The organism is Kitasatospora sp. NPDC059462 (assembly GCF_042749955.1).
Taxonomy (GTDB): Bacteria; Actinomycetota; Actinomycetes; order Streptomycetales; family Streptomycetaceae; genus Kitasatospora.
In genome coordinates this window covers 1-24,819 of the sequence record NZ_JBHYUU010000022.1, presented here as the reverse complement: position 1 = coordinate 24,819, position 24,819 = coordinate 1, and the positions used below count along the sequence as shown (strand labels likewise).

Annotated in this window: 13 protein-coding genes and 1 pseudogene; 9 read left to right on the top strand and 5 right to left on the bottom strand. The window is 76.2% G+C overall.

What is annotated here, in order from left to right; translation table 11 throughout:
• Positions 1-2 precede the first annotated feature (2 nt).
• Positions 3-1,352 (top strand): glutamate-1-semialdehyde 2,1-aminomutase, encoded by a 1,350-nt coding sequence (locus tag ACFXAM_RS09040; RefSeq protein ID WP_380288982.1) that lies wholly within the window; start codon positions 3-5, stop codon positions 1,350-1,352.
• Positions 1,353-1,437: 85 nt separating this feature from the next.
• On the opposite strand, the gene ACFXAM_RS09035 is transcribed toward ACFXAM_RS09040, so the two are convergent.
• Positions 1,438-2,073 (bottom strand): phosphatase PAP2 family protein, encoded by a 636-nt coding sequence (locus tag ACFXAM_RS09035; RefSeq protein ID WP_380288980.1) that lies wholly within the window; start codon positions 2,071-2,073, stop codon positions 1,438-1,440.
• A gap of 318 nt (positions 2,074-2,391) precedes the next feature.
• Between ACFXAM_RS09035 and ACFXAM_RS09030 the strand changes: the two genes are divergently transcribed.
• A complete protein-coding gene (locus ACFXAM_RS09030; RefSeq protein ID WP_380288978.1) occupies positions 2,392-2,544 on the top strand; it encodes a hypothetical protein in 153 nt (50 codons plus the stop codon).
• Positions 2,545-2,615: 71 nt separating this feature from the next.
• On the opposite strand, the gene ACFXAM_RS09025 is transcribed toward ACFXAM_RS09030, so the two are convergent.
• The gene (locus ACFXAM_RS09025) at positions 2,616-3,278 is read right to left on the bottom strand and encodes a TetR/AcrR family transcriptional regulator (RefSeq protein WP_380288976.1); all 663 of its coding nucleotides are present in this window, start codon (positions 3,276-3,278) and stop codon (positions 2,616-2,618) included.
• Between the two features lie 96 nt (positions 3,279-3,374).
• Here ACFXAM_RS09025 and ACFXAM_RS09020 point away from each other — a divergent pair, with 96 nt between their 5' ends.
• The 7 genes from ACFXAM_RS09020 to ACFXAM_RS08990 all read left to right on the top strand — a co-directional run bounded on the left by ACFXAM_RS09020 (position 3,375) and on the right by ACFXAM_RS08990 (position 12,135).
• A complete protein-coding gene (locus tag ACFXAM_RS09020; RefSeq protein WP_380288974.1) occupies positions 3,375-4,340 on the top strand; it encodes an alpha/beta hydrolase in 966 nt (321 codons plus the stop codon).
• 331 nt (positions 4,341-4,671) lie between these two features.
• Positions 4,672-6,411 carry an ABC transporter substrate-binding protein gene (locus ACFXAM_RS09015; protein ID WP_380288972.1) on the top strand — a complete coding sequence of 580 codons (1,740 nt, stop codon included), beginning with the start codon at positions 4,672-4,674 and terminating at the stop codon, positions 6,409-6,411.
• The gene (locus tag ACFXAM_RS09010; protein ID WP_380288970.1) at positions 6,408-7,334 is read left to right on the top strand and encodes an ABC transporter permease; all 927 of its coding nucleotides are present in this window, start codon (positions 6,408-6,410) and stop codon (positions 7,332-7,334) included. Before ACFXAM_RS09015 ends, ACFXAM_RS09010 begins: the two co-directional genes overlap by 4 nt.
• 9 nt (positions 7,335-7,343) lie before the next feature.
• Positions 7,344-8,162: an ABC transporter permease gene (locus ACFXAM_RS09005; protein WP_380288968.1), complete on the top strand. Its 819-nt coding sequence runs from the start codon at positions 7,344-7,346 to the stop codon at positions 8,160-8,162.
• A 34-nt stretch (positions 8,163-8,196) separates the two neighbouring features.
• The gene (locus ACFXAM_RS09000) at positions 8,197-9,885 is read left to right on the top strand and encodes a dipeptide ABC transporter ATP-binding protein (protein WP_380288966.1); all 1,689 of its coding nucleotides are present in this window, start codon (positions 8,197-8,199) and stop codon (positions 9,883-9,885) included.
• Positions 9,882-11,039: an NtaA/DmoA family FMN-dependent monooxygenase gene (locus ACFXAM_RS08995; protein ID WP_380288964.1), complete on the top strand. Its 1,158-nt coding sequence runs from the start codon at positions 9,882-9,884 to the stop codon at positions 11,037-11,039. The genes ACFXAM_RS09000 and ACFXAM_RS08995 overlap by 4 nt, the downstream gene beginning before the upstream one ends.
• Before the next feature lie 70 nt (positions 11,040-11,109).
• On the top strand, positions 11,110-12,135 hold the full coding sequence (locus ACFXAM_RS08990; RefSeq protein WP_380288962.1) for an LLM class flavin-dependent oxidoreductase: 1,026 nt from the start codon (positions 11,110-11,112) through the stop codon (positions 12,133-12,135).
• 68 nt (positions 12,136-12,203) lie between these two features.
• Here the strand turns inward: ACFXAM_RS08990 and ACFXAM_RS08985 are convergent, their stop codons facing one another.
• From ACFXAM_RS08985 to ACFXAM_RS08975, 3 genes and pseudogenes are all read right to left on the bottom strand, one after another.
• Complete coding sequence (locus ACFXAM_RS08985; protein WP_380288960.1) at positions 12,204-13,247, bottom strand: LLM class flavin-dependent oxidoreductase; 1,044 nt, start codon at positions 13,245-13,247, stop codon at positions 12,204-12,206.
• Positions 13,248-13,288: 41 nt separating this feature from the next.
• Positions 13,289-16,420, bottom strand: a pseudogene (locus tag ACFXAM_RS08980) (type I polyketide synthase); the annotation flags it as partial.
• A gap of 43 nt (positions 16,421-16,463) precedes the next feature.
• On the bottom strand, positions 16,464-24,809 hold the full coding sequence (locus ACFXAM_RS08975; protein ID WP_380288958.1) for an SDR family NAD(P)-dependent oxidoreductase: 8,346 nt from the start codon (positions 24,807-24,809) through the stop codon (positions 16,464-16,466).
• Positions 24,810-24,819 lie beyond the last annotated feature (10 nt).

Sequence of the window (24,819 nt, the reverse complement as noted above, 5' to 3'; positions counted from 1 at the left end):
CCATGACCACCCGAGACACCCACGCCCGGCACTCCGGGGAGTCCGACCGGCTCGGATCGCGGCGGGCGAACGAGCGGCTGCATGCCCTGATCCCCGGCGGCGCCCACACCTACGCCAAGGGCGACGACCAGTACCCCGAGGACCTCGCCCCGGTCATCAGCCACGGCCGCGGCGCCCACGTGTGGGACGTCGACGGCAACCGCTACGTCGAGTACGGCTCCGGCCTGCGCTCGGTCAGCCTCGGCCACGCCCACCCGCGGGTGATCGAGGCGGTGCGGCGGGAGATCGAGCGGGGCAGCAACTTCGTCCGGCCGTCCGTCGTGGAGGTCGAGGCCGCGGAACGCTTCCTCGCCACGGTGCCGACCGCCGAGATGGTGAAGTTCGCGAAGAACGGCTCCGACGTCACCACCGCCGCGGTCCGGCTCGCCCGCGCCGTCACCGGGCGCCAGCGGGTGGCCGTCTGCGGCGACCAGCCGTTCTTCTCCGTCGACGACTGGTTCATCGGCACCACGCCGATGTCCACCGGCATCCCCGCCGCGACCACCGAGCTCACCGTGACCTTCCCGTACGGGGACCTGGCCGCCACGGAGGAACTGCTCACCCGCCACCGGGACGAGATCGCCTGTCTGATCCTCGAACCCGCCGGCCACACCGAGCCGCCGCCCGGGTACCTCGCCGGGCTGCGGGAGCTGGCGGACCGGCACGGCTGCCTGCTGGTCTTCGACGAGATGATCACCGGTCTGCGCTGGTCCGAGGCGGGCGCCCAGGGCCTGTACGGCGTCGTCCCCGACCTGTCCACCTTCGGCAAGGCACTGGGCAACGGGTTCGCCGTCTCCGCGCTGGCCGGGCGCCGGGACCTGATGGAGCGCGGCGGGCTGCGTCACCCCGGCGACCGGGTGTTCCTGCTGTCCACCACCCACGGCGCGGAGACGCACTCGCTGGCCGCCGCGATGGCCGTGCAGGCCACCTACACCGAGGAGGGCATCACCGCCCGGCTGCACGCCCTCGGCGAGCGGCTGGCCGCAGGCGTCCGCGCGGTCGCCGCAGCCGCGGGTGTCGGCGACCACGTCGTGGTCCGGGGACGGGCGAGCAACCTGGTCTTCGCCACCCTCGACGAGCATCGGCAGCCGTCGCAGCCCTACCGCACCCTGTTCCTGCGCCGGCTCGTGCTGGGCGGGGTGCTGGCCCCGTCGTTCGTGGTGAGCAGCGCGCTCGACGACGCCGACATCGACCACACCGTCGAGGTGGTGGCCGAGGCCTGCGCCGTGTACCGCAAGGCGCTGGACGCCGGTGACCCCACCCCCTGGCTGGCCGGCCGGCCGGTGAAACCCGTGTTCCGGCGCCGGGTCTGAGCCGTCCGGGGTGAACCGCCCCGCTGTGCCCCACCCGCTCCGAAGCACCCGCCGCGCACCCCCTGCGATGCGGTTCGGCAGGGGTTCAGTGCGCCGCGTACCACCGACCGGCCGTCCGGTCGACCAGCCACCCGGTGGCCGGTGTCACCGCCAGCGCGGTGCACCAGCCACCGAGGGTGTCGGTCGGGTAGTGCGCGCCGAGGGCGACCTCCGCCCAGCCCATGACGGCGCCGGCCGGCAGCGCCGCGGCCACGACCAGCAGCGGGCCCGCCGTCCTGCCGCGGGCCGCGAGCACCGCCGGCACGAGGACGAGCGCGGTGAGGAAGGCGGTGTGCCCGCTCGGGAAGGAGAGGTTCGCACCGTGGATGGTGCGGCCCACCAGGTGTTTGAGCAGCGTCGCCGTCGCCACGCTCAGGCCGACGCCGGCGATCAGGAACACCGCGGCGCGCGGCTGCCGCAGCAGCAGGCAGCCCGCGACCGCGGCCGCGACCAGCACCACGGCCCCCACCGGCTCCCCCAGGGCGTCGACGGCCAGCGCGACGTTCCGCCACGGCGCCCCCACCCCGTCCACGGCCGCGCCGATCCGGGCGTCCACCGCGCCGGGCTCGCCCTCGCCGCCGTAGACCACCCCGAGCACGGCGACCGCCGCCGCCCCGAAGGCGGCCATCAGCCCGAGCCAGAGCCGCAGCGACGGGGCCAGCACCCCGGACCGGCCGCTCACTCCCGGCGATCCCATCCGAGCCCCCATCGAGTCCAGGCGCTCCGATCTGACCGATCGTCATGACCCTTGCGCGGCATGCTCATTCGCGGCCCCCCGGAGCCGGACCCATGCTACCGGCGCCGGACGACGCCCGGACACGCCCGGCACACCCAAACCTCACCAATCAACAGGCCTTTAAACAACAGGACAACAACCCGTCACGGCTGCGAAACGTCGGCTCCTGCTCAGAAATTGGTGTAGAATCATAGGCGCAAGGGGGCCTTGAGGCCGATGCCGAAGCCATCGGCGGGCACCCGCAGGCAGGGGGAACGACGCATCATGAACCACCACCTCGACACCGCGCGCGCCATCATCAACGAGCGGATGCGGGAGGCCGAGCAGCACCGCCTCGCCCACGCGCTGCACCTGAAGAACCGCGCCGAGGCCAAGTCCCGCCGGGCACGCATCCTGCTCGCCCGCCTCGGCGGCTGAAGCAACGGAGCCATCTCGCGGCCGGCACGCACCGAACAGGTGTCCGGCCGCGCTCCCGTTCCCGGGGCGCCTCAGCCCCGCCGGCCGGACCGGCGGCGGGCGGTACCGAAGGCGCGCAGGAAGGTGTGCACACCGGTCCGAACGGCGGTGTGCAGGTCCGACGGCGCGACCGGGCGGGTGCCGAGGGCCGAGAGCCCGGGCAGGTTGCCGGAGACCAGGCCGATGAACTGGGCCGCCGCGACGGCCGGGTCGTCCAGCTCCAGGTGGCCCCGGTTCGCCAGGCTGGACAGCCGCCCGGCCAGCACGTCCACCACCGGCTGCGAGCCGCGCGCCACGACCTGGTCGTAGAGGTCGGGCAGCCGGGAGGCCTCCGCATAGAGCAGCCGCTGCAGCGCCCAGCCCTCGTCGCTGAGCTGACACTCCACCACGCGGTGCGCCACCCGCTCCAGTTCGCCTTCGAGGTCCTGCCCGTCGTCGGGCAGGGTGGCCAGCGCGGCGACGATGCGGGTGGCGGTGCGCTCGGCACCGTCCCGCATCACCACCCGGAAGAGGTTCTCCTTGTCCCCGAAGTGGTTGTAGAGCGTCGGCTTGGCCACTCCGGCGGCCGCGGCGATGGCGTCGATGCCCGCCTGCGCGTAGCCCTCGCGCGTGAACACCTTGACGGCGGCGTCAAGGATGGCGCTGCGCTTGTCGATCCGGCCACGGCCCGTCATCGGGAGTTCACGTTCGTTCACATTCCTCACAGTAGCGCACTCCTCCTGGTAGAACTGATCTGAACTGACCAGTTCAGTTTGATGCCGGCCGCCGGACAGGAAGAGGACCGCGCGCTCATGGAAGACATCTCCCCCCGGCTCGACCGGGAGCTGCTGGCGGGCTTCGTCGCCCCCGTGCCGGGCATGGCCCCGCTGCGCCCGGACGCGGCCGGGCCCGAGCGCCGGGACCTGGTGGCGCACGACCCGCAGGACCCGGACGCCCCGCCGGTGCCGGTGCGCGTCTACCTGCCCGCCCGGCCGGGCGCCGGCCCCGCCGAACCCCCGCTCCCGACCGTGGTGTTCGTGCACGGCGGCGGCTTCACCGCGGGCGAGCGGCTGGAGTGGTTCGACCCGCTGTGCGAGCTGTACGCCGAGGGCGCGGGGGCGGTCGTGGTCTCGGTCGGATACCGGCTGGCACCGCGCCACCCCTACCCCGCCGCCCAGCAGGACTGCCGCACCGTGCTGCGCTGGCTGCACCGCGAGGGCGCCGGGCTCGGCGCGGACGGCGGCCGGGTGGCGCTGGCCGGCAGCAGTTCGGGCGCCGCCGTGGTGACCGGACTGACCCTGGCGCTGCGCGACACCGGCGAGGCGCTGCCGACGCTCCTGCTGCTGCACGCCCCGGTCCTGGACGACCGCCACCTGACGCCCTCCAGCCGACTGGTCCAGGACCGGCGCACCTGGAACCGGCGCTCCTCGCTGGCCGGCTGGGCCGCCTATCTGCACCCGCTGCCGCCCGGCCACCCGGACGTGCCGCCGTACGCCGCGCCGGCCCGGGCGCAGCGGCTGGACGGCCTGCCGCCGGTCTACCTCTCGGTCGGGGACCTGGAGGTGGCCCGGGACGAGGTGATCGACTTCGGCCTGCGGCTGTCCCAGGCGGACGTCCCGCTGGAGCTCCACGTCTTCCCCGGCGCGTACCACGGCTTCGACATCAAGGACCCGCGCGCGGGGGTCAGCCGGCACTCGCTGGCGACCCAGGCGGACGCGCTGCGACGGGCGCTGCATCCCGCGGACCGGACAATCATTGAACAAGCCAGTTCAGTCTGATTAACTATCAGGGTCAGTATTGATCGTTCGCGTCATTCCAGGGGCGAGAACCGATCGTTCATCGGTGCTCCGGTTCCGGAGCCGCTCTTCGAGGAGTACGGGGTGTCCGCCACGCGTGGCCTGCCAGGCATGCGCCTGCTGCTTGCCGCCACCCGCCGGGCCATCGACCTCTCCCGTACCGACAGCGCGCTGTGTCCCCGGCCGCGTTGCGCCCCCGCGCGGTCCACCGGCCCCTTCTGACCGGCCGGGCCGCGCGGCGGCCCTCGCGGCGCCCCGACCCGTCCCCCGGCGGCCCCGCCGCCGTCCGCGCGCCTCGGAGAGAAGCCCCGTCATGCAGCCGCACCCCGACACCGCCACACCCGCCACCGCACTCCCCCGCACCGCGTCCCTCCGGCCGGCCGCCCTCGCCGGCCGGTCCCGAACCGCCGTCCGCAGCCGGAGGTTCCGCTCCAGACTCGGCCTCGTCGCCGCCCTGGCCGTGCTCCCGGCGACCGCCGCCTGCGCCGGATCCGCGACCACGTCGAGCGGCGCCGCCGACGGCGGGAAGCCGGTGGACGGCGGCACCCTCACCCTCGCCGTCCCCTACGGCCCGACCTGCCTCGACCCCCACCAGGGCCAGGCCGACGCCCTGTTCTCCCGGGCCGCGCTGGACTCCCTGGTCTGGCAGGACGACAGCGGCACCATCCAGCCCTGGCTGGCGAAGTCCTGGACGATCTCCGAGGACCAGAAGACCTACACCTTCGCCCTGCGCGAGGGCGTCACCTTCAGCGACGGCACCGCCTTCGACGCGGCCGCGGTGAAGGCCAACCTGGACCACGTGGTCGCCCCCGCCACCAAGTCCGCCGGCGCCGCCCAGCTGATCGAGAACTACCGGTCGGCCAGGGTGGTCGACCCGAGGACCGTCGAGGTCACCCTCGCCGCGCCCGCCTCCTCCTTCCTCACCGGCCTGGCCTCGCCCAGCCTCGGCATCGAGTCGCCCGCCACGCTGGCCGGCGACCCCAAGGCGCTCTGCTCGAAGATCGTCGGCACCGGTCCCTTCACCAGCGCCGAGGGCTTCACCCCGCAGCAGGGCATCACCTACCAGCGCCGCGCCGACTACGCCTGGGCCCCCGACGGCGCCGTCAACCGGGGCGCCGCCCACCTGGACCGGCTGACCGTGCGGATCGTCCCGGACAACGCCTCCCGCCAGGGCGCGCTGACCAGCGGTCAGGCCGATGCCGCCGCCGCGATCGCCCCGGTCAACGTGGCCAAGCTCAAGGCCGACCCCAAGTTCAGCGTGCACAGCGCCGTCTCCCCCGGCGTCCCCTGGAGCCTCAACCCCAACACCGAGAAGGGCCCGCTCACCGACGTCCGGCTGCGCAAGGCGCTGCGCAACGGCATCGACTGGCACCTGATCGTCCAGAAGCTCTACTTCGGCGTCTCCCCCGCCGCCACCGGGGCGCTCTCGCCCTCCACCCCGCAGTACGCGGCGAGCGTCGCCGGCCAGTACGGCTACGACGCCGCGGCCGCCGGGAAGCTGCTGGCCGACGCCGGCTGGACGGCGCGCGACGCCGAGGGCTACCGCACCAAGGACGGCAAGCGGCTGAGCCTGGACTTCCTGTACATCGGCGAGTACTTCGGCCAGTACACCGCCCTGGCCACCCAGATCCAGGCCGCCGCCAAGGACCTCGGCATCGAGATCCGCAACCAGAACCTGGACACCGGCACCTACGTCAAGCGCGTCCTCGCCGGGGACTACGACCTCCTCAACAGCAGCGCCAACAACTCCTCCCCGGACGCGCTGCGGCTGGTCTTCGGCAGCGCCCACGTGCCCACCGCCAAGATCGACAACAACGCCGCCCGCTACCGCGACGACCAGGTCGACGCCCAGCTCGCCGAGGCGCTCGCGACCACCGACGTGCAGCGGCAGAAGGCCCTGTACACCGCCGTCCAGCAGAAGATCGGCGACGACGCGGCGATCCTGCCCGTCTTCAACAACACCTACGTGCTGGGCACTTCGGCCCGGGTGCGGGGCGTCGTCTTCGAGCAGCAGAGCTTCCCCAACTTCGCCGACACCTGGCTCGCGCCGTGATCGGCGCCGCCGCCCGCCGGCTCGGCAGCGCCGTCCTGGTGCTGTGGGGCGCGGTGACGGTCGCCTTCCTCGCCCTGCACCTCACCTCCGGCGACCCGGTCGACCTGCTCACCGGCCTGCGCGGCACCAGCGACCAGCTGCGCGCCGAGATCACCCGGGAGTACGGCCTGGACCGGCCGCTGCCGCTCCAGTACACGACCTTCCTCGGCCACGTGCTGCGCGGCGACCTCGGCGACTCCTACGTGCTGCACCTCCCGGTGCGCACCGCGATCGGCCAGCAGCTCGGCCCGACCCTCCAACTGCTGGCCGCCACCGTGCTGGTGACCGTCGTGCTGGCGCTGGCGGCGGCCCTGCTGACCGCCGGGCGCCCGCGCGCGGTGCGCACCCCGGCCGCGCTGCTGGAGGGCCTGGGCGTCGCGGTGCCCGCCTTCTGGCTCGGCACCCTGCTGCTCGCGCTGTTCTCCTTCAGGCTGCGCTGGTTCCCCGCGCTCGGGGCGCCCGGGCTGGACGGGCTCGTCCTGCCCGCCCTGGCGCTGGCCGCCGCGCCCGCCGCGGTGATCACCCGGGTGCTGCGGCGCGGGCTGGAACAGACCCTGGACGAACCGTTCGTCACCACGGCCCGCGCCCGGGGCGTCGGCGAGGCGGCGGTCCGGCTGCGGCACGCGCTGCGGCACGGCCTGCTGCCGGTCACCACCCTGGTCGGCTGGCTGACCGGCTCGCTGATCGGCGGCGCGGTGGTGGTCGAGTCGGTCTTCTCCCGGCAGGGGCTGGGCACGCTCGCGGTCACCGCGGTCCGCAACAAGGACCTGCCGCTGGTCATCGGCATCGTGCTGGTGGCCGGGCTGGTCTGCGCCGTCGTCAACACCGCCGTCGATCTGTCCTACCGGCTGATCGACCCGCGACTGCGCACCCGAGAGAACTGAGGAGGAACCGTGGTCGTCCCCCGCATCAGGCCCGGCGCCGCCGTCGGGCTCGCGCTCTGCGCCGTCCTCCTGCTGGCCGCGCTCGCCCCCGGGCTGTTCACCGGCACCGGCCCGGACGCCGCCGACGCCGCCGACAGCCTGCTGCCCCCCGGGGCCGCGCACTGGATGGGCACCGACGAGAACGGACGCGACGTCTACTCCCGGGTGGTGCACGGCGCCCGGCCCTCGCTGCTGATCGGCCTGTCCGCCTCCGCCCTGGCGCTGGCGGCCGGCACCGTGGTCGGCGTCCTGGCCGCCCAGGGCGGGCGGGCCGTCGACGGGGTCGTCGCCCGGGCGCTGGACGTGCTGATGTCCATCCCCGGCGTGCTGCTGGTGCTGCTGGTGGTCGCGGTGCTGGGCACCGGCACCGGCAACCTGGTGGCCGGCCTCGCCCTGGTCACCCTGCCCGGCTACGCCCGGCTGGTGCGCGCCGAGGTGCTGCGGGTGCGCGGCACCGACTACGTCGAGGCGGCCACCGTGCTCGGCTGGTCCCGGCTCCAGGTGGTCCTGCGGCACATCGTGCCGAACGCCGTCGGCCCGCTGCTGGCGCTCGCCACCGTCGGCGTCGGCGGCATGATCGTCACCGGCTCCGCGCTCAGCTACCTGGGACTCGGCCCGCAGCCGCCCACCGCCGAGTGGGGCGCGATGCTCGCCGGCAGCGGCGACTACGTCGAGGTCGCCTGGTGGACGGCGGTCTTCCCGGGCGCGGCGATCACCCTCACGGTGCTGGCCGTCTCGGCCGCCGGGCAGTGGCTCCAGGACCGGGCCGAAGGCCGGGTGGCGCGATGAACGGGCGCGGCGCACGAGACACCCGGAGGCACCGATGAGCACCGAACTGCGGCCGGAGCCCACGGCCGGACGCACCCAGGAACCGCCGCCGCCCGTCGTCGAGGTGCGCGGCCTCACCGTCACCTTCCCCGGCCCGCGCGGTCCGGTCAACGCCGTGCGCGGCCTGTCGCTGACCGTCGGCGTCGGCGAGAGCGTCGCCCTGGTCGGCGAGTCCGGCTCCGGCAAGAGCGTCACCGCGCGCAGCCTGGTCGGGCTGGCCGGGAGCGGCGCGCGCACCGCCGCCGAGACCTTCCGGATCGACGGACGCGACGCCGGAGCGCTGACCAGCCGGCAGTGGCGGCCGCTGCGCGGGCGCCGGATCGGCTTCGTGCTGCAGGACGCGCTGGTCTCGCTCGACCCGCTGCGCCGGGTCGGCGACGAGATCGCCGAGGCGCTGCGCGCCCACCGCACCGTGCCGCGCGCCGAGGTGCCCGCGCGGGTCCTGCGGCTGCTCTCCGAGGCGGGGGTGCCCCAACCGGAGCTGCGCGCCCGGCAGTTCCCGCACCAGCTGTCCGGCGGCCTGCGCCAGCGGGCCCTGATCGCCTCCGCGCTCGCCGCCGATCCGGCCCTGCTGATCGCCGACGAGCCGACCACCGCCCTGGACGTCACCGTCCAGGCGCAGATCCTGGACCTGCTCGCCGAGCGGCGCCGGGCCGGCCGGGCCCTGCTGCTGATCAGCCACGACCTCGCGGTGGTGGCCCAGGTCGCCGACCGGGTGCTGGTGATGAAGGACGGCGAAGTGGTCGAACAGGGCCCCACCGCCCAGGTGCTGGCCGAGCCCGGGCACCCGTACACCCGGCGGCTGCTCGCCGCGGTGCCCCGGCCGCGGGCGCGCGGCACCCGGCTCTCCGGGCCGCGCGCGGGCAGCGAGCTGCCCCGCCCGCGCACCGGGGAGCGGGTGGTGCTGCGCGCCGAGGGCCTCGGCAAGTCCTTCGCCGTCCCCGGCCACGCCCCGGTGGCCGCCGTCCGGGACGTCTCGCTGACCCTCCGCGAGGGCCGCACGCTCGGCATCGTGGGCGAGTCCGGCTCCGGCAAGAGCACCACCGGGCGCCTGCTGCTGGGCCTGGCCCCGCCGGACGCCGGACGGGTCGAGGTGGACGGGCAGTCCTGGCAGGGCCTGCGCGGCACCGCGCGGCGCGCCCTCCACCGGCGGATCCAGGTCGTCCACCAGGACCCGCTCAGCAGCTTCGACCCGCGCTACCCGGTCGCCCGGATCATCGCCGAGCCGCTGGCCGCCACCGGCGTGCCCCGGGCGGCGCGGGCTGGCCGGGTCGCCGAGCTGATGGCCCAGGTGGGACTGGACCCGGACCTGCTGCACCGCCGTCCGCGCGCGCTGTCCGGCGGGCAGCGCCAGCGGGTGGCGATCGCCCGGGCACTGGCCCCCCGCCCGCGGATCATCGTGCTCGACGAGCCGGTGGCGGCCCTGGACGTCTCGGTCCAGGCCCAGGTCCTCGACCTGCTGGCCGAGCTGCGGGCCGAGCTCGGCGTCGCCTACGTGTTCATCTCGCACGACCTCGGCGTGGTGCGCCACCTCGCCGACGAGGTGCTGGTGATGAAGGACGGCGGGGTCGTCGAGTCCGGGGACGTCACCGAGGTCCTCACCGCACCGCGTCACCCCTACACCCGCCAGCTGCTGGACGCCGTCCCCCGACTGGACGGCCCGAACCCCGGGAAGGCCCCATGAGCACCGAACGCGAGCTCCACCTCAACCTCCACATGGTCGGCAGCGCCATGGGCGTGCACCCCGCCGCCTGGCGGGTGTCCGGCTCCGATCCGTACGGCTTCGCCCGGGTGGAGACCTGGGTGGCCGCCGCGCAGCTCGCCGAACGCGGCCTGATGGACGCGGTGTTCCTCTCCGACACCCCCGGGGTCTTCGGTGACGTCGACTTCAGCCCGCACGGCGCGTACTACCACGAGCCGACCCTGCTCCTCACCGCGATCGCCGGCGCCACCTCCCGGATCGGCCTGATCGCCACCGCCTCCACCACCTCCAACGAGCCGTACAACATCGCCCGCCGCTTCAAGTCGCTCGACGTGCTCAGCGGCGGCCGGGCCGGCTGGAACGCCGTCACCACCTACATCCCGCAGGTGGCGGCCAACTTCGGCGGCACCGGGCTGGCGCCGCGCACCGACCGGTACGCGCGCGCCGAGGAGTTCGTCGACATCGTCAAGGCGCTGTGGCGCAGCTGGGAGCCGGAGGCGCTGGTGGCGGACGTGCGCACCGGCCGCTTCACCGACCCGCGGCGGCTGCGGCCGATATCCCACCAGGGGGCGCACTTCAGCGTGCGCGGGCCGCTGCCGCTGCCGCCCTCCGCCCAGGGCCACCCGCTGGTGGTGCAGGCCGGTGCCTCCGAGCCGGGGCGCGAACTGGCCGGGCGGACGGCGGACGTGGTGTTCTCCGGGGCCAAGACGCCGGACGTCGCGCACGCCTACGCCGGCGACGTCCGGGCCCGGGCCGAGCGGCACGGCCGCGACCCCCGGTCGGTCAAGATCCTGCCCGGCCTGATGACCACCGTGGCCGACAGCCGGCGCGAGGCGCTGGAGCGGCTGCGGCGGCTGGACGAGCTGGCGGGCCACGCGCCCTGGCGGGGGGCGCACATCGAGGCGGTCGGCACGCCCGAGCACGTCGCCGACGTCGCCGAGGAGTGGTTCGCCTCGGGCGCGGCGGACGGCTTCACCCTGATGCCGGACGTGTTCGCCGACGGTCTGCAGGCCTTCGTCGAGCTGGTGGTGCCGATCCTGCAGAAGCGCGGGATCTACCGCTCCGCCTACCGGGGCAGCACGCTGCGCGAGCACTTCGGCGTGCCGCACCCCTACCCGGCGCCGGCCGTCGTGTGACCGCCGGCGCGCCCCGCACCCGATCCACCCGCCCCCGGCGTGTCGGGGGCCGACTCCTGAGGAAACAGGCATGACCGCGTTCTCCGTCCTCGACCAGGGCCCCCGCCGGGCCGGCACCGGCAGCGCCGAGCTGCTCCAGGAGGCCACCCGGCTCGCCGTGCACGTCGAGGAGCTGGGCTTCAGCCGGTACTGGGTGGCCGAGCACCACGCCCAGGCGGCGGTGGGCATCTCGGCGCCCGAGATCGTCATCGCACACCTGGCGGCCCGCACCACCCGGCTGCGGATCGGCGCCGGGGGCATGCTGCTGCCCAACCACTCGCCGCTGCACGTCGCGGAGCAGTTCCAGACCCTGGAGGCGCTGCACCCCGGCCGGATCGACCTCGGCATCGGCCGGTCCACCGGCACCGAGCACGGGCCGACCGCCGCCGTGCTCCAGCGTTCCTCGCTCGCCCCGGAGGTCTTCAACGGCCAGCTGGCGCAGCTGCTGGCGTTCGGGGGGCGCACCCCCCTCCCGGAGGGCCACGAGCTGGCCGGGGTCAGGGCGGTGCCCCGGGACGCGCCGCTGCCGCAGGTGTTCCTGCTCGGCGGCAGCCCCGCCTCGGCGGGCACGGCGGCCCGGCTGGGCCTGGGCTACGGGTACCTGGCGGCCTACCAGAACCCGGTCAACGCCTTCACCGCGCTGCGCCGCTACCGGGAGCAGTTCGTCCCGGCCCACGAGGGCGCGCGGCCGTGGGCGATCCTGGCGCTGACCGTGGTGGTGGGCCGGGACGACCGGCACGCCGACGAGCTGGCCACCCCGTGGCGCCTGGCGCTCGCGCAGCACGCGACGGGCAACCCGTCGCCGCTGCTGCCCGTCGACCAGGCCCTGGCCCACCGGCCGACCCCGGCGGAGCAGGTCGCCCAGCGCACCCCGCCGCTGAACGACCTGCGGGCCGAGGTGGTCGGCGGGCCCGCCACGGTGGCGGCGAAGCTGAAGGCCTTCGTGGCCGAGTCCGGCGCCGACGAGGTGATGGTGGTGGCGAACACCTACGACCCGCAGGACCGCCGGGAGTCCTACAGCCGGCTGGCCGAGCTCGCCGGTCTGGACCGCGGCTGACCGTCCGGCCGCGCCGAAGGGGGGTGGGACACCGTCGCGGTGTCCCACCCCCTTCGGCGTGCCGGGGCTCAGCGGCGCACGGGCAGCTCCCGCAGGGCCGGGAGCACCTCGGCGGCGAAGGTGCGCATCGCGGCGAAGGCCGTCTCGGCGGGCAGGGTGCCGTACTCGAAGGCGGCGTTGACCTGAGTGACGCCGACAGCGGCGAGCTCGCGCAGCTGGTCGACGATCTGCTCGGGCGAGCCGGCCAGCAGCCGCTCGGAGGCGAACTCCTCGTCGGCCGGGTCGACGGCGACGGGCAGCGGCGGGACGCCGCCGGTCGGGTAGGCGCCCTCGGCCAGCGCCTGGGAGGTCCGGATCTGCCGGGCGACCTCACGGGCGGCGGCCCGGCGCCCGGCCGGGTCGGTGCCGATGTGCACGAACCGGTTGACCGCGTACTCCAGGCCCTCGGCCGCGACGCCCTCCTCGGCCGCCAGGGTGTTCACCGTCCGCCACTGGGCGGCCAGTTCGTCCGGGGTCGACAGGGCCAGGCCGAGCAGGTGGAAGCCGCGCCGGACGGCGAAGCGGGTGGACTCCGGTGACACCGCGGCGGCCCAGATCGGCGGATGCGGGGTCTGGTGGGAGGGCGGCAGGACGGTCACCGGGGCATCGATCCGGTGGAACTCCCCCTTGTGGGTGACCTCGTTCTCGGTGAGCAGCCGCAGCAGCAGATCGGTGGACTCCTCGAAGGCGGCCCGGCTGTGGTCGAGGTCGCGGCCGAAGCCGAGGAACTCGTGCGGCTGGTAGCCGCGGCCGATGCCCAGGTCCAGCCGTCCGCCGGACAGCTGGTCGAGGGTGTTGACGTCGGCGACCAGCCGGACCGGGTCCCACAGCGGCAGCACCAGGATCCCGGTGCCGATCCGCAGGTCGGGGGCGAGCCCGGCGGCCCGGCCGAGCAGCAGCAGCGGCGAGGAGCTGAGGCTGTAGCCGGAGAAGTGGTGTTCGGTGACCCAGATGCCGGAGAAGCCCCGGTCATTGGCCCATTCGACCTGCCGGGCGAAGTCCAGGTACTTCCGGCGGGCGGACTCCCGGTCCACCGACGGGGAGATGCTGAGGTAGGTGATTCCGACGCGCATGACCGGGTTTCGCTCCTCTGGGGGTTCGGCGGGTTGTGTGGTCAGGAGGCGGGCAGGGCGGACTCGGCCAGCAGGTGGTCGAGGTGGCCGGCCAGTTCGGCCGGAGTGGGGTGGTCGAAGGCGACCACCGGGGGCAGGGTGAGCCCGGTGGCGGCGCCGAGCCGGTTGCGCAGGTCCAGGACGCTGAAGGAGGAGAAGCCGAGGTCCTGGAAGCGTTCCCGTTCGCCGATCTGCGCCGGGTCGGGGTGGCCGAGGGCGGCCGCGGCGTGCTCCCGGACCACGGCCAGCAGCAGGGCGGTGCGGTCCGGGGGGCCGGCCGCCGCCCAGCGGCGCAGCAGGGCGTCCGGGTCGTCGGCGGCGGGCCCGTCGGCGGGCGGGCCGTCCGCGCCCTCGACGGGCGCCCCGGCCGGGGCGGCGCCGGACGGGCCGGGGGTGGCCAGCCAGTAGGCGGTGCGGGCGAAGGGGTGGCCGGGCACGGTGTCGGGGTCGGCGGCGGGCGCCGGGCCGGCCGGGCCGGAGACCGGGAGCCCGTGCACCTCGGCCCCGGCCAGCGCGGCCGCGAGCGCCCTCGGCTGGGGCCGTTCGCGCAGCTGCGCGGCCAGGTGGGCGGCCTCGGGGTGGATCGCGGCCGTCAGCGCGCTGAGCGTGCCGTGCAGACCGAGCTCCAGGTAGGCGGTGACGCCGTAGCGGTCGCGCAGGGTGCGCACGCCCCGGTCGAAGCGGACGGTGGCGCGGATCTGCTCGGTCCAGTAGTCGGGCCCGGCGATCCGCTGCGGGTCGGCGGCCTCGCCGGTGAGGTTGCTGATCACCGGCAGGTCCGGGGCGCGGTAGCCGATCCGCCGCGCCTCGGCGTGGAAGCGTTCGAGCACCGGGTCCAGCTGGGCGGAGTGGAAGGCGTGCGAGACCCGCAGCCGGCGGGTGCGCAGCCCGAGCGCGGTCAGCTCCCGGTCGAGCCGGTCGACCGCGGCGGTGTCGCCGGAGACCACGGTCGAGGCGGGCCCGTTGACGGCGGCCAGGTCCAGCGCGCCGGCGTACGGCGCGAGCAGTTCGGCGAGCCGTTCCTCGGAGGCCTGGACGGAGAGCATGGCGCCGGCGCCGGCGGGCAGTTCGTCCATCAGCCGGGCCCGGGCGGCGACCAGGGCGGCCGCCGACTCCAGGTCGAACACCCCGGCCAGGTGGGCCGCGGACAGTTCGCCGAGCGAGTGGCCCAGCACCGCGACCGGGGGCGGCAGCCGGGTGCCGAGCAGCCGGGCCAGGGCGGTCTGGTGGGCGAACAGGGCCGGCTGGGTGTAGCGGGTGCGGTCCAGCAGGGCGGCCTCGGGGGTGCCCGGCTCGGCGAACATGACGTCCCGCAGCGGGCGTTCGAGATGGGGGTCGAGGGCGTCGCAGACCTCGTCCAGCGCCTTGGCGAACTCCTGGTGCTCGGCGTGGAGTTCGCGGCCCATCCCGGCGGACTGGGCGCCCTGGCCGGAGAAGGTCCAGGCGGCCCTGGCGGGGGCGGCGGCGGTTCCGCGCACCAGGGCGGGGTGCGCGCGCCCGGCGGCCAGGGCGCGCAGGGCGGGGGCGATCTCCTCGGGGCGGTCGGTGAGCACGGCGGCCCGGTGCGGGAACCGGGCCCGGCCGTGCCGGAGCCAGTGGGCGGTCTCCTGCGGGTTCCCGGCCGCGCCGGCCTCGGCGTGCGCGGCGAGCGCCAGCGCGTGTTCGCCGAGCGCCGCGGGGGTGCGGGCGGTGAGCAGCCAGGGCCGCCCGGCGGGAGCGGCGCCGGGGTCGGCGGGCGGCGCCTGCGGGGGCTGCGGGGCCTGCGGGGCCTCCTCCAGGACGAGGTGGGCGTTGGTGCCGCTGATCCCGAAGGAGGAGACGGCGGCCCGGCGCGGGTGCTCCCCGCGCGGCCAGGGCGCCGCCCCGGTGAGCAGCTCGACCGCTCCCCGGGACCAGTCGACGTGCGGGGTGGGCGCGTCCAGGTGGAGGCTGGCCGGCAGGGTGTCGTGCCGCAGCGAGAGGATCAGCTTGATCACCCCGGCCACCCCGGCGGCGGCCTGGGTGTGACCGATGTTGGACTTCAACGAGCCGAGCCGCAGCGGGCGTTCGCGCTCGGCCCGGCCGTACACGGCGAGCAGGGCGCTCGCCTCGATCGGGTCGCCGAGGGTGGTGCCGGTGCCGTGCGCCTCGACCGCGTCGATCTGGCCGGGGGTGAGCCGGGCGTCGGCCAGGGCCTCCCGGATGACCGCTTCCTGCGCCGGTCCGCTGGGGGCGGTGAGCCCGTTGCTGGGCCCGTCCTGGTTGACGGCCGAGCCGCGCAGCACGGCGAGCACCCGGTGGCCGTGGGCGCGGGCGTCGGAGAGGCGCTCCAGCAGCAGCAGGCCGACGCCCTCGGCGAGCCCGGTGCCGTCGGCGCCCGCCGCGAAGGCCTTGCACCGGCCGTCCGGGGCCAGTCCGCGCTGGCGGCTGAACTCCAGGAACACCCTCGGGTGGGCGAGCACGCAGGCGCCGCCGGCCAGGGCCAGGTCGCTCTCGCCCGAGCGCAGCGAACGGGCGGCCAGGTGCATCGCGACCAGCGAGGACGAGCAGGCGGTGTCGACGGTCAGGGCCGGCCCGTGCAGGCCGAAGTGGTAGGCGAGCCGGCCGGAGGCCACGGAGCCGGCGTTGCCGGTCATGAAGTGGCCGTCGAGTTCGCCGGCCACCTCGTGCGGGCGCGGGGCGTAGTCCTGGCCGATCATGCCGACGTACACGCCGGTGCGGCTGCCGCGCAGGCCGGCCGGGTCGATCGCGGCGGACTCGAAGGCGCGCCACGCCGTCTCCAGCAGCAGCCGCTGCTGCGGGTCCATGGCCAGCGCCTCGCGCGGGCCCAGGCCGAAGAAGGCGGCGTCGAACTCCCCCGCGCCGTCCAGGAACCCGCCCTGGCGGGCGTAGGAGGTGCCGGGGGTGGCCGGGTCCTCGTCGAACAGCGCGTCGAGGTCCCAGCCGCGGTCGGCGGGGAAGTCGCCGACCGCGTCCCGGCCCTCGGCGAGCAGCTGCCACAGGTCCTCGGGGGTGCGCACGCCGCCGGGCAGCCGGCAGGCCATGCCGACGATCGCGATCGGCTCGTGGGCCCGCTCCTCCAGGGCCTCGATCCGGCGCCTGGCCTGGCGCAGGTCGGCGGTCGCGCGGCGCAGGTAGTCGCGCAGCCGCTCCTCGGTGCCGCCGGGGGCGGCGGTCGATCCGGTCGTCCCGGGCATCTCAGAGCTCCGTTCCGGGGTGGTTGAGTTCGTCGTCGAGCGCGGCGAACAGTTCGTCGTCGCTGGCCCCGGCGAGGTCCTCGGCGAGGTCCCCGGCGCGCTCGCCGCCGGCCTCGGCCGGGCCGTCGTCGAGCCGCCAGAGCAGCTCGCGCAGCCGCCGTCCGACCTTTCCGCGGACGCTCTCCGCGGCGGCCAGTGCGGGCAGCAGAGCCTCCAGCCGGTCGAGTTCGGCCAGCAGCGGGTCCTGCGGGGCCTCGTCGCCGGGGGCCAGGGCGCGGTGCAGGTGGCCGGCCAGCGCCGCCGGGGTCGGATGGTCGAACACCGTGGTCGGCGCCAGCCGCAGGCCGGTGGCCGCACCGAGGCGGTTGCGCAGTTCGACGGCGGTCAGCGAGTCGAAGCCGATCTCCTTGAAGGCCTGGTCGGGGGCGACGGTGGCGGCCGTGCCGTGGCCGAGGACGGCGGCGGCCTGGGCCAGCACCAGCTGGAGCAGGGCCTCCGCGCGCCCGGCCGGGTCGAGGCCGGCCAGCCTCGCCTGCAGCGGGGCCGCGGACCCGGCGGCGGGCGCGGCGGCGGACCCGGCGGCGCTGCGCCGGACGGGGGCACCCGCCAGCGAGCGCAGCAGCGGGGGCACGCTCCCGGCGGCCCGGCCCGCCCGCAGGTCGAAGCGGCTGGTGACCACGGCCGCCCGGCCGGTGGCGCGGGCCGCGTCCAGCAGGGCCAGGCCCTCCCGGTCGGCCAGCGGCACCAGGCCGCCGCGGGCCAGCCGGGCCCGGTCGCCGTCGGTGAGCTGCCCGGTGAGGCCGCTGGCCCGCTGCCACAGGCCCCAGGCCAGCGAGGTCGCGGGCAGGCCCTCGGCGGCGCGGCGCTGGGCGAGGGCGTCCAGGTAGGCGTTGGCGGCGGCGTAGTTGGCCTGTCCGCCGCCGCCGAGCACGCCGGAGACGGAGGAGAACAGCAGCAGGCCGGAGAGGTCGGCGTCCCGGGTCAGCTCGTCCAGGTGCCGGGCGGCCCGGGCCTTGGGGGCGAGCACGGTCTCCAGGGCGGCCGGGTCGAGGGCCTCCAGGACGCCGTCGGCCAGCACCCCCGCGGTGTGCACCACCAGGGTCAGCGGATGCTCGGCGGGCACGGCGTCGAGCAGCGCGGCCAGCGCGGCCCGGTCGGCGACGTCCACCGCGGCGAGGGTCACCTCGGCGCCCAGTGCGGCGAGTTCGGCGGCCAGCTCGGCCGCGCCGGCGGCCTCCGGGCCCCGGCGCCCGGCCAGCAGCAGGTGCCGGACGCCGTGTTCGGCCACCAGGTGCCGGGCGGTCAGCGCGCCCAGGGTGCCGGTGCCGCCGGTGACCAGGACGGTGCCCTCCGGGTCGAGCGGCGCCGGGACGCTCACCACCACCTTGCCGGTGTGCCGGGCCTGGGCGAGGTGGCGCAGCGCCTCCCCGGCGCGGGCGACCGGCCAGACGGTGACCGGCGGCAGGGTCAGCGCCCCGCGCTCGAACAGCGACAGCAGTTCGGCCAGCAGCTCGCCGATCCGCTGCGGGCCGGCCTCCAGCAGGTCGAAGGAGCGGTAGCGCACGCCGGGGTGCAGCTCGGCGATCCGCTGCGGGTCGCGCAGGTCGGCCTTGCCCATCTCGACGAAGCGGCCGCCGCGCGGCAGCAGCCGCAGGGAGGCGTCGACGAAGTCCCCGGTGAAGGAGTTCAGCACGACGTCCACCCCGGCGCCGTCGGTGGCGGCCAGGAACCGTCCCTCGAAGTCGAGGGTGCGGGAGGAGGCGGTGCGCTCCGGGTCGATGCCGAGCGCGGCGAGGGTGTCCCACTTGCCGGGCCCGGCCGTCCCGTACACCTCGGCGCCGAGGTGGGTGGCGAGCTGGACGGCGGCGATGCCGACCCCGCCGGCCGCCGAGTGCACCAGCAGGCGCTCCCCGGCGCGGAGCCCGGCCAGGTCGACCAGGGCGTAGTGGGCGGTCAGGTAGGCGGCGGGGACGGCGGCGGCCTGGGCGAAGGTCCAGCCGGCCGGGATGCGGGCCAGCAGCCGGTGGTCGGTGACGGCGACCGGGCCGATGCCGCCGGAGACCAGGCCGGTGACCCGGTCGCCGGGCGCCAGGCCGGTGACCTCCGGGCCGACGGCGGTGACCACGCCGGCCGCCTCGGTGCCGAGCAGGGCGCGGTCCGGGTAGACGCCGAGGGTGATCAGCACGTCCCGGAAGTTCAGCCCGGCGGCGCGCACGGCGATCCGCACCTCGCCGGGGCCGAGCGGGCGGTCGGCGTCCGGGGCGGGGACCAGGGCCAGCCCGTCCAGGGTGTCGCCGGTGGGGGCGAGCCGCCAGGGTCCGTCGCCCGGGGCCAGGAGCTCGGGCCGGGCGGGCAGCGGCACGACCGCCGGGGTGAGCACCGCGCCCCGGCGCAGCGCGAGTTGGGGCTCGTCCAGGGTGAGGGCCGCGGCCAGCGCGTCCCGGGATCCGGGGTGCCCGTCGGTGTCCAGCAGGCGCAGCCGGCCGGGGTGCTCGGTCTGGGCGCTGCGCAGCAGGCCCCACAGGGCGGCCGCGACCGGCTCGACCGGGCGGTCGGCGGGGTCGGTGCTCTGGGCGTCGCGGGTCAGCACGGCCAGCCGGGTGCCGGCCAGGTGCTCCTGGGCGAGCCAGCGCTGCACGAAGCCGAGCAGTGCGGCGGTGGCGGTCCCGAGGTCCGGGTGCTCGGGCAGGGTGAGCGGCAGGACCGCGGTGGCGGGCGGGTCGGCGGTGAACAGGGTGGCGGGGTCGGCCGGTTCGGTGTCGAGACGGTACTCGGGCAGGTCGGACCACTCGGCGCGCTCCGCGGGCTGCGGGGCGACGGGCGTCCAGTCCAGGTGGTACAGGCCGTCCGGGCGTCCGGCCGGGCCGGCGGCGGCGAGGGCGCCGGGGGCGAGCGGGCGCAGGGCGATCCGCTCGGCGGAGACCACCGGCCCGCCGGCCGGGTCGACGGCGCTCAGCGCCAGCGAGTCCGTGCCGTGCCGGGTCAGCCGCACGCGCAGGCCGGTGGCGGCCGTGGCGGCGAGCGTGACGCCGGTCCAGGCGAAGGGGAGCGCCGTCCCCCGGTCGCCGTCGGTGCCGGTGTCGTCGGCGGCCAGCGGGTGGAGGGTGGCGTCGAGCAGGGCGGGGTGGATGCCGTAGCGGGCGGCGTCCGGGTGGGCGGCCTCCGGGAGTTCGACCTCGGCGTAGAGGGTGTCGCCGGCGCGCCACAGGGCGCGGACGCCCTGGAAGGCCGGGCCGTAGTCGTAGCCCCGGTCGGCGAGGCCCGGGTAGAGGGCGGCCGGATCGACGGGCGTGGCGCCGGGCGGCGGCCAGGCGCCGGACGTCCACTCCTCCGGGTGCGCCGCGGGCTGCTCCGGGAGCAGCAGGGCGGTGGCGTGCCGGGTCCAGGGCTCCTGGGGTCCGGCGGCGGCCGGGCGGGAGTGGACGGCCAGCGCGCGGGCGCCGTCGTCGTCCGGGGGCTGCACGGTGGTCTGCAGGTGGACGGCCCCGGCGCCGAGCACCAGCGGGGCCTCCAGGGTCAGTTCGGCCAGGGCCGGGACGGCGGCGCGGTGGCCGGCGTGCAGGGCGAGCTCGACCAGCGCGGTGGCGGGCAGCAGCGGGGTGCCGGTGACGGCGTGGTCGAGCAGCCAGGGGTGGGTGCCGGTGGAGAGGCTGCTGGTGTAGAGCGCGGTGCCGTCCGGGAGGTCGGTGGTGGCGCCCAGCAGCGGATGGTCGGCGCTGTGCAGGCCGAGGTGGCCGGGATCGCTGATGTCCGGGGCCGGGTCGAGCCAGTAGTGGCGGTGCTGGAAGGGGTAGGTGGGCAGGCCGGGCGGGGTCGCGGGCGCGGTGACGGGCCAGTCCAGACGGTGGCCGTGCAGTTCGACGGCGGCCAGCGCCTGCAACAGCGGCCGGTCGTCCTCACGGTTGCGGCGCAAAGTACCGGTGACGAGCGTGTCCGGGCGCCCGGCCAGCGTCTCCTGGACACCGACCGTCAGCACCGGATGCGCACTGGACTCCACGAACGTCGTGAAACCCTCCTCGGCCAGCACACGGACGGTCTCCTCGAAACGCACCCGGCCCCGCAGATTACGGAACCAGTACCCGGCGTCCAGCGTCCGGGTGTCCACCCGGCCACCGGTCACCGTCGAGTAGAACGGCACCGACGACTCCCTCGGCACGATCCCGCCCAGCAGAGCGAGCAGCTCGGCCTCCAAAGGCTCCACCCGCGCGGAATGCGAGGCGTAGTCCACCGGAACCCGCCGCACCCGCACCTCCCGCTCCTCACCCCACGCCACCAGCGCCGCGATCGCCGAAGCCGCCCCGGACACCACCGTCGACGACGGACCGTTGACCGCCGCAACCTCCAACTCACCACCCCAACGCCCGATCAACGCCTCCACCTCCGCCACCGCCAACGGCACCGACGCCATCCCGCCGTCACCCGCGATCGAACGGATCGCCCGGCTGCGCAACGCCACCACCGCCGCCGCATCCTCCAGACTCAACGCCCCCGCCACCGCCGCCGCCGCGATCTCACCCTGCGAATGCCCCACCACCGCACCCACCGGCAACCCCAACGACCGCCACAACCCCGCCAGCGACACCATCACCGCCCACAACACCGGCTGCACCACATCGACCCGCTCCAACAACACCGGATCCCGCAGCGCCTCCTCCAACCTCCACTCCACATGAGGCTCCAGAGCCTCACCCGCCCGCGCCAGCCACTGCGCGAACACCGGCGACGACTCCGCCAACGCCACCCCCATCCCCACCCACTGCGACCCCTGACCCGGGAACACCAGCACCACCCCACCCGGCGACGACGCCAACCGCCCCGCCACCACCGCCGGATGATCGGTCAGGGCCCGCAGCGCGGCCACCACCTCGGCGCGCTCGTCCGAGACGACGGCGGCGCCGTACCCGTGCCGGGCGCCCCGGGTCAGCGTCCAGGCGGCGACCTCGGCCAGCCCGGTCTGCGCGCCCGCGCCCTCCAGCCAGTCCGCCAGCCGCTCCGCCGCCGCGCCCAGCGCCGCCTCGGAACGCGCCGACAGGAGCACGGGGCCCGCGACCGGGGCCGGGTCGGCGGCCGCGGTGGCCGGGGCCTCCTCCAGGATCACGTGCGCATTGGTGCCGCTCATGCCGAAGGCGGAGACGCCGGCCCGGCGCGGCCGCTCCCCCGGCGCCCAGGCGACGGGCTCGCGCAGCAGTTCCACCGCGCCGCTCTCCCACTCCACGGCGCCGGTCGGCTCGTCGATGTGCAGGGTGGCCGGCAGCACCCCGTGCCGCAGCGCCTGCACCATCTTGATCACACCCGCCACCCCGGCCGCCGCCTGGGCATGCCCGATGTTGGACTTCACCGACCCCAGCCACAACGGCCGCCCGTCCGGGCGCTCCTGACCGTACGTCGCCAGCAGCGCCTGCGCCTCGATCGGATCACCCAGCCGCGTCCCCGTCCCGTGCGCCTCCACCACGTCCACGTCCGCCGCACCCAGGCCCGCCGACGCCAGCGCCGCCCGGATCACCCGCTCCTGCGAAGGACCGTTCGGCGCCGTCAGACCGTTCGAGGCACCGTCCTGGTTGACCGCCGTGCCGCGCACCACCGCCAGGACGGGGTGGCCGTTGGCGCGGGCGTCCGAGAGCCGTTCGACCAGCAGCAGTCCGACGCCCTCGGCGAAGCCGGTGCCGTCGGCGCCGGACGCGAAGGCCCGGCAGCGGCCGTCCGGCGACAGGCCGCGCTGGCGGCTGAACTCGATCAGGGTGTCCGGGGTGGACATCACGGTGGCGCCGCCGACCAGGGCGAGGCTGCACTCACCGGAGCGCAGGGCCTGGCCCGCGAGGTGCAGGGCGACCAGCGAGGAGGAGCAGGCGGTGTCCACCGTCACCGCCGGGCCCTCGAACCCGTAGGTGTAGGCGATCCGCCCCGAGGCCACGCTGCCCGCGCTGCCGGTGCCGAGGTAGCCCTCCGCCTCCGGGGCGGAGCCGCGCACCCGGCCGCCGTACTCGGTGTAGATCAGGCCGGTGAAGACGCCGACCGGGGTGGCGCGCAGCGCGGCCGGGTCCAGCCCGGCGCTCTCCAGCGCCTCCCAGGACGCCTCCAGCAGCAGCCGCTGCTGCGGGTCCATCGCGACGGCCTCACGCGGGTTGATGCCGAAGAACGCGGGGTCGAAGTCGGCGGCGCCGGCCAGGAAGCCGCCGTGCCGGGTGTAGGCCGTCCCGGTGCGCTCCGGATCCGGGTCGTACAGCGCCTCCAGGTCCCAGCCCCGGTCCGCCGGGAACTCCGAGATCGCGTCCCGCCCCTCGGCCACCAGCCGCCACAGCTCCTCCGGCGACCCCACCCCACCCGGATAACGGCACGCCATCCCGATGATCGCGAGGGGTTCGTCGGCGGCGGCGCGGGTGCGGGCGGGCGCGGCGGCGGGCGCGCCGCCGCTCTGCCGCACCAGCTCGCCGAGGTGCTCGGCGAGGGCCCGCGGGCTGGGGTGGTTGAACACCAGGGTCGGCGGCAGCTTGAGTCCGGTGGCGGCGGCGACCCGGTCGCGGAGCTGGACGGCGGTGAGGGACTCGAAACCGAGGTCCCGGAAGGCCCGGTCGGGGTCGAGCTCCGCGGTGGTGGCGTAGCCGAGGACGGTGGCGACCTCGGCCCGCACCAGCTCGCGCAGGTGCCGCTCCAGCTCGGCGGCGGACAGCCGGCGGAGGCGCTCGGCGGCGCCGTCCTCCCCCGCCGTGCGTCCGGCGGCCCGGCGGGCCGGGGTGCGGGTGGGCCGGGCCGAGCCCCGGGGGGCGGGGACGGTCAGCCGGCCGGCGTCCACCGGGCGCAGCACCAGGGTGGCGACGGTGAGCACGGGGGTGCCCTCGGGGTCGACGGCCAGGACGCCGAGGGTGTCCTCGTCCAGGCGGTCCAGGCGCACCCGCAGCACGGTGGCGCCGACGGCGTGCAGGCCGAGGCCGTTCCAGGCGAACGGCAGCCGCAGCACCGCGGGGCGGTCCGGGCCGCCCGCCGCGGCCTCCGCCTGGAGGGCGGCGTCCAGCAGGGCGGGGTGGATGCCGTAGCGGGCGGCGTCCGGGTGGGCGGCCTCGGGGAGTTCGACCTCGGCGTAGAGGGTGTCGCCCTGCTGCCAGGCGGCGCGCAGGCCCCGGTAGGTCGGGCCGTAGCCGACCTCGGCGGCGGTGAACCTGCGTTCGGCGTCGGCGAGGTCGAGGAGGGTGGCGCCCGCCGGGGGCCAGTCGGCGGGGAACTCCTCGGCGGGGGTGGCGGGTTCGGCGGGCTCGGCCGCTTCGGCGGCGAGGGTGCCGGTGGCGTGGTGGGTCCAGTCGCCGGCGCCGCCGTGCTCGGGCCGCGAGTAGACGTCGAAGGTGCGCCGGCCGTCCTCGTCGGCGGCCGGGGCGAGGACCTGGAGGTCGAGCGCCGCCTCGCCGAGGGTCAGCGGTGCCAGCAGGACGAGTTCGTCCACGCCGGGCGATCCGGCGGACGCGGCGGTGGCCAGGGCCAGTTCGGCGAATCCGGTGCCGGGGAACAGCGCGGTGCCGGAGACGGTGTGCTCGGCCAGCCAGGGGTGGCTGCGCGGCGAGAGGCGGCCGCTGAGGAGCAGTCCGCCGTCGTCGGCCCGTTCGACGGTCGCGCCGAGCAGCGGGTGGGCGGAGGCGTCCGGGCCGCCGGTGGCGGTGGGGGCGTCGAGCCAGTAGTGGCGGTGCTGGAAGGGGTAGGTGGGCAGGCCGGGCGGGGTCGCGGGCGCGGTGACGGGCCAGTCCAGACGGTGGCCGTGCAGTTCGACGGCGGCCAGCGCCTGCAGCAGCGGCCGGTCGTCCTCACGATTGCGGCGCAGGGTGCCGGTGACGAGCGTGTCCGGACGGCCGGCCAGCGTCTCCTGGACACCGACCGTCAGCACCGGATGCGCACTGGACTCCACGAACGTCGTGAAACCCTCCTCGGCCAGGGCCTGGACGGTCTCCTCGAAACGCACCCGGCCCCGCAGATTACGGAACCAGTACCCGGCGTCCAGCGTCCGGGTGTCCACCCGGCCACCGGTCACCGTCGAGTAGAACGGCACCGACGACTCCCTCGGCACGATCCCGCCCAGCAGAGCGAGCAGTTCGGCCTCCAAAGGCTCCACCCGCGCGGAATGCGAGGCGTAGTCCACCGGAACCCGCCGCACCCGCACCTCCCGCTCCTCACCCCACGCCACCAGCGCCGCGATCGCCGAAGCCGCCCCGGACACCACCGTCGACGACGGACCGTTGACCGCCGCAACCTCCAACTCACCACCCCAGCGCCCGATCAACTCCTCCACCTCCGCCACCGCCAACGGCACCGACGCCATCCCGCCGTCACCCGCGATCGAACGGATCGCCCGGCTGCGCAACGCCACCACCGCCGCC

Excerpts from the sequence above, each read along its gene's own strand:
- ACFXAM_RS09040 (WP_380288982.1), top strand. The coding sequence starts at position 3 with ATGACCACCCGAGACACCCACGCCCGGCACTCCGGGGAGTCCGACCGG.
- ACFXAM_RS08995 (WP_380288964.1), top strand. The coding sequence starts at position 9,882 with ATGAGCACCGAACGCGAGCTCCACCTCAACCTCCACATGGTCGGCAGC.
- ACFXAM_RS09030 (WP_380288978.1), top strand. The coding sequence starts at position 2,392 with ATGAACCACCACCTCGACACCGCGCGCGCCATCATCAACGAGCGGATG.
- ACFXAM_RS09015 (WP_380288972.1), top strand. The coding sequence starts at position 4,672 with ATGCAGCCGCACCCCGACACCGCCACACCCGCCACCGCACTCCCCCGC.
- ACFXAM_RS08985 (WP_380288960.1), bottom strand. The coding sequence starts at position 13,247 with ATGCGCGTCGGAATCACCTACCTCAGCATCTCCCCGTCGGTGGACCGG.
- ACFXAM_RS09020 (WP_380288974.1), top strand. The coding sequence starts at position 3,375 with ATGGAAGACATCTCCCCCCGGCTCGACCGGGAGCTGCTGGCGGGCTTC.
- ACFXAM_RS08990 (WP_380288962.1), top strand. The coding sequence starts at position 11,110 with ATGACCGCGTTCTCCGTCCTCGACCAGGGCCCCCGCCGGGCCGGCACC.
- ACFXAM_RS09000 (WP_380288966.1), top strand. The coding sequence starts at position 8,197 with ATGAGCACCGAACTGCGGCCGGAGCCCACGGCCGGACGCACCCAGGAA.